At 44.0% G+C, this 5444-nt stretch carries 3 protein-coding genes; all 3 read left to right on the forward strand.

Features of this window, described 5'->3' with window-relative positions:
• A partial coding sequence (locus AFK68_RS41585; protein ID WP_246844147.1) for a hypothetical protein occupies positions 1-390 on the forward strand: 390 nt, incomplete at both ends.
• Positions 391-579: 189 nt separating this feature from the next.
• A partial coding sequence (locus AFK68_RS41590) for a proprotein convertase P-domain-containing protein (RefSeq protein WP_246844148.1) occupies positions 580-3307 on the forward strand: 2728 nt, incomplete at its 3' end.
• A 13-nt stretch (positions 3308-3320) separates the two neighbouring features.
• Positions 3321-5444, forward strand: a 2124-nt coding sequence (locus tag AFK68_RS41595) for a beta strand repeat-containing protein (RefSeq protein ID WP_371357355.1), incomplete at its 3' end; no start/stop codon positions are given.

Consider the following 5444-nt stretch of genomic DNA (forward strand, 5'->3'; position numbering starts at 1 on the left):
GTGAGTGAAGAGGTGGATGGTATTGTTACTGCTGGAGGAGATATTGATATTAAGAGTGATGGAAATGTGACTTTAACGGAAACTATTTCTACTATAGAAACAGTAGAGAATAATTCTGAGATTTCTTCTACAGAAAATGTCGAAAATTCAGAAATAGTAGAGAATAATTCTGAGATTTCTTCTACAGAAAATACAGAAATTGCTGATAATAATGATGTAGGTGGTTCAATAAATATTGAAGCTACGGGAGATATTGTTGCTACGGGTAGTGGAATAAAAGGTGGTGGAGAAAGTGTTTCTTTGTCTGCTACTAATATTAGGATAAATGATGAATTTGAGGAGACTTCTGGGGATGCGGATATTAAGTTGGAGGCGACAAATGATATTACTNTGTCTGCTACTAATATTAGGATAAATGATGAATTTGAGGAGACTTCTGGGGATGCGGATATTAAGTTGGAGGCGACAAATGATATTACTGTTGAGGATATAGATGATGATGTGTTGGAATTTCTGCCTGGGGAAGGAGAGATAGAATTTCGTGCAGATGTGGATGGGGATGGAATTGGTGTTGTAGAGATGTTGGATAATGAGGCGGATGATGGGAGCGATCAGAATACCTTTGAGAATGGAGCGGATACTATTAAGACCAATGGGCGAGATTTGACTATTGCTGGTGCTGCTATTATTTTGGGGAATATTGATACTTCTTGGTTGCCTGTTTTTTCTGGTGATGAGTTGTTGGAGGCGATCGATGTGGATGAGGGGGGAGCGATACTAGACAACGACACAACAACCTTTACTTTTACTGTAGAGGGTGACTTGGAAACTATAGAAAATCTAGATGTACGCTTCTCTGCAGAACATACTTACGATGCAGACCTAGAAGTCGATCTCGAATCACCTCAGGGGAAGGAAGTAAGATTGTTTGCTGGTGTTGGTGGTGATGGAGACAATTTTCAGGATACTGTGCTGGATGATGATGCTTCTATAAGTATTAACTCTGATAATGCTAATGCTCCGTTTGATGGTACATATAGTCCCGAAGGCAGTTTGGCAGATTTTAATGGAGAGAACCCCAATGGAACTTGGACTTTGAGGGTGGAAGATACTGACGACCCAGATAGTGGCACTTTATACAGAGCAGGCGATCCTGCTCCCTGGGAACCTGTTCTAGGTACACAACTGTTGCTGCGTACTCCTCTTGTTCAAAGTGGTGGAGGAAATGGTGGGGCGATTAATATAGAAGCAACTCATGGTAATCTTCGTGTAGGAAATATCCACAGTTTGAGCGAAACTGGTAATGGGGGAAGAGTTGACCTCAAGGCTAACAACAATATTATTACAGGTCTGATTAATTCTAGTTCAAATCAAGGAATTGGAGGTAATATCAACCTTAATGCTATTTCTGGTAATATTGATACATTTTCATTGGATACTTCATCTATTGATGGGGATGGGGGTAATATTACTCTGACTGCTGCTGGTGGTGGTATCTCTACAACTGAGGTTAATTCTAGTGTTGTTCAAGGGAATGGGAATGGAGGTAATATTACTTTGAGTGCTGAGGGTAATATCTCTACAGAAAGCCTTAATTCCAGTGTTGTTCAAGGGAATGGGGATGGAGGTGAGATTTCCTTGACTGCTGGTGGTGATATCTCTACACAAAGCCTTAATTCTAGTGTTGTTCAAGGGAATGGGAATGGAGGTGAGATTTCTCTGACTGCTGGTGGTGATATCTCTACACAAAGCCTTAATTCTAGTGTAGGGAATGGGGATGAGTTTAATTCCAGTGTTATTAAAGGGGATGGAGGTGAGATTTCTCTGACTGCGGGGGGTGATATCTCTACACAAAGCCTTAATTCTAGTGTAGGGAATGAGGATGAGGTTAATTTCAGTGTTGTTGAAGGGGATGGGGGTAATATTACTCTCACTGCTGAGGGTGGTATCTCTACAGAAAAACTTGAGTCCAATGTTGAGCATGAGGATGGGAATGGGGGCAATATTTCTCTGAAGGCTGGTGGTGGTAATATCTCTACAACTGATGTTAATGCCAGTGTTAAGGAAGGGGATGGGGGTGAGATTTCTCTCTCTGCCATTAGTGGTGATATCTCTACAAAAATGATTAATTCCTACGTTTTATATGGGGATGGGAAGGGGGGCGATATTACTCTCAGCAGTGAGGGTAATATTTCTACAGAAAGCCTTAATTCCTATCTTGAGGATGGGGATGGGGATGGAGGTGATATTTCTCTCACTGCCGGTGGTAATATTTTTACAGAAAGGGTTCAGTCTAATGTTCTAGGACAAGGGGATGGGGGTGATATTACTTTCACTGCTGGAGGCAATATCGAAACTACAAACAAGGTTGATGCGACTGTTGAGGAAGGAGATGGGGGTAATATTACTCTCACTGCTGAGGGTGATATTACTATCACTGCTGAGGATATTACTGAATTGGTTGATTCTAGTGTTAATCCTGGAGCTAACTCAGGCAATGGGGGAGTCATTTCTGTGTCAGCGGGGGGCAATATCACGATAACAGAATCGCTCAAGTCTTCCTCTGGAGCTAACTCAGGGGATGGAGGAGACATCTCTGTTTCGGCGGGAGGCAACATCACAACAGGAGCGCTCAATTCCTCTTCTTCGTTTGTTTCGTTCGATTCGGAAGGCAACTCAGGGAATGGGGGAGCCATATCTTTGTCAGCAGGGGGCAACATCACAACAGAAGCGCTCAATTCCTCTTCTTCGTTTGTTTCGTTCGATTCGGAAGGCAACTCAGGGAATGGGGGAGCCATATCTTTGTTGGCAGAGGGCAACATCACAACAGGAGCGCTTGATTCCTTTTCCTATTCAAAAAAAGGCATTTCAGGGAATGGGGGAGACATTTCTGTGTCAGCAGGAGACAATATCACAACAGGAGCGCTTGATTCGTTTTCCTATGCGGAAGAAGGCAACTCAGGGAATGGGGGAGCCATATCTTTGTTGGCAGAGGGCATAGAATTTATTAACCCTCCAGAACAAGAAGAGGTAGAAGAGGTAGAAAAATTAGGAATCAGAACATTCTCATTAGGAACAAACGACTCCGGAGATGGTGGAGACATTAACATTATCACCAACAACCTCAGTAACATAGAAATACTCACAATATCTTCCAGCCAAAAATCAGGGGAAGTGAGCATAAACAGTCAACAAGAAGGAGACCTGATACTTAATGATTTATCTATCATCACCAGTCAACAAGTAAGGGTAGAAATCCCACTTCTAGATATAATAGAAATTGGCGTAGGTGAATCAGGTCAATCAGNAAATCAGGGGAAGTGAGCATAAACAGTCAACAAGAAGGAGACCTGATACTTAATGATTTATCTATCATCACCAGTCAACAAGTAAGGGTAGAAATCCCACTTCTAGATATAATAGAAATTGGCGTAGGTGAATCAGGTCAATCAGGTAATGTATCTATCAACAGCTCTGGCAATATCAACCTCAATAACATTACTATCGAAAGCGACACCAAAGGAGACGAACGCGCTGGAGATGTCACGATAACAAGTCTGGGCACCATTTCCCTAGACGACAGTCAACTCAAAGCCATCACCAGCGACGATGGAGATGCTGGAGACATAACCATCAAAACTCCTCAAGACATTCAACTCACCAACGAAAGTCAACTCCAAGCTGACACCGAAGGCAAAGGAAACGCAGGTAACATCGAAATCCAAGCCCAAACCTTAGAGTTAAACCAAAGTACCAGCCTCACCACAGAAACCAGTGGAGCAGGGAAACCGGGAACTATCATCATCCAGGCCAAAACCATAGACATTGGAGAAAACGCTCAAATCAGCGCTACAGTCACCGCCGACTCGACCAACGAAGAAGGAGGAGGCAACATTAACATATTCGCCAACAGCCTTAATATCTCAGGGTCACTGGGAATATTTGCCGAAACCGCAGGAGCAGCAGACGCAGGCACACTCACCCTACTCCCCTATAGGGGAGTAGGGGAGCAACTAAACGCATTTGACCCAGACCTGAATATTACTTTCACTGAAAACGGCTTCATATCTGCCCGCACGACATCTACAGGTCAGGGAGGTAACATTAATATATTTGCCCCAGAAAACATAGATATTATAGGAGACGGAAAAATCTCAGTCGAGACCACAGGTACAGGCAACGCAGGTGAAATCAAAATAGAAGCCCAAAACCTTACCCTCACAGAAGGAATAGCCATCTCCGCCGAAACCAATAGTGCTGGAGCAGCCGGAACCATAGAAATCAATTCCCCCACAGTCACCATCGGCAATGATGCCTCAATTAGTGCCACAGCATTAGAAGGGGCAACTAACACAGCAGCAGGAGGAAATATTACCATCAATTCCAGCGATCTAAATATCTCAGGCAGACTCGGAATATTTGCAGAAACCGCAGGTGAATCCCCCGCTGGCACCCTCACTCTCAACCCCTATAGGGGAGTAGGGGAGCAGGGGAGTAGGGGAGTAGGGGAGCAACTAGGTGAATTTGACCCCAACCTGAATATTACTTTCACCGAAAACGGCTTTATATCCGCCCGCACCAAAGCAACTGGAGACGGAGGTAACATTAATATATTTGCCCCAGAAAACATAAACATCACTGGAGAAGGAAGAATCACAGTAGAAACAACAAGCACAGGAAACGCTGGCACTATCAACATCGACACTCAAAACCTCACCATAGCCGAAAACACGACCATATCAGCATCTACATCTGACAGTGGAGAGGGAGGCACTATCAACATCAACCCCACTCAAACATTCGAACTAGAAGGTCAAATCATCACAGAAACTACAGGTACAGGCAACGGAGGAAACATTTTCATCAACACAGGAGAAATGACCGCCCCAAATAGCACCATTTCAGCCAAAAGCACTGATACCGGAAACGCTGGCGATATTGAGATAACCGCCCAAGAAAATATTACTACAGGAATTATTACCTCCGAAGCCAACAACACAACAGAAACCCCCAACGGAGGTAACATAAGTATTACCAGCGAACAAGGACAGATTAATGCTACCCAAGCAATTCAATCATTTTCCAACCGAGGCAATGCTGGAGATGTCACTCTCCAAGCAAAAACAGATATTACTACTGATACCATAAATTCCCACGGCCAAACACAAGGCGGTCAAATTACCATTACATCAGAAACCGGAAACATAGACACATCTGCTGGCACTCTAGCCAACTATTCAGGAGGAGGCAACGGAGGCAAAGTTACCATAGAAGCGCCAAGTGGAAACATCACGACCAACAACATCTACACCTTCGCCGACGCTGACGGAGGTGAAATTTCCCTCAAAGCAGGAGGTAACATCAACCTAACAGACAACACCAATATCATCTCCGCCTCCGAACCCCCAGAAAAAGAGAGGGGGAGCGGGGGAGTTGGGAAAGGG

It is taken from the genome of Hydrocoleum sp. CS-953 (assembly GCF_002260545.1).
Lineage (GTDB): Bacteria > Cyanobacteriota > Cyanobacteriia > Cyanobacteriales > Microcoleaceae > Trichodesmium.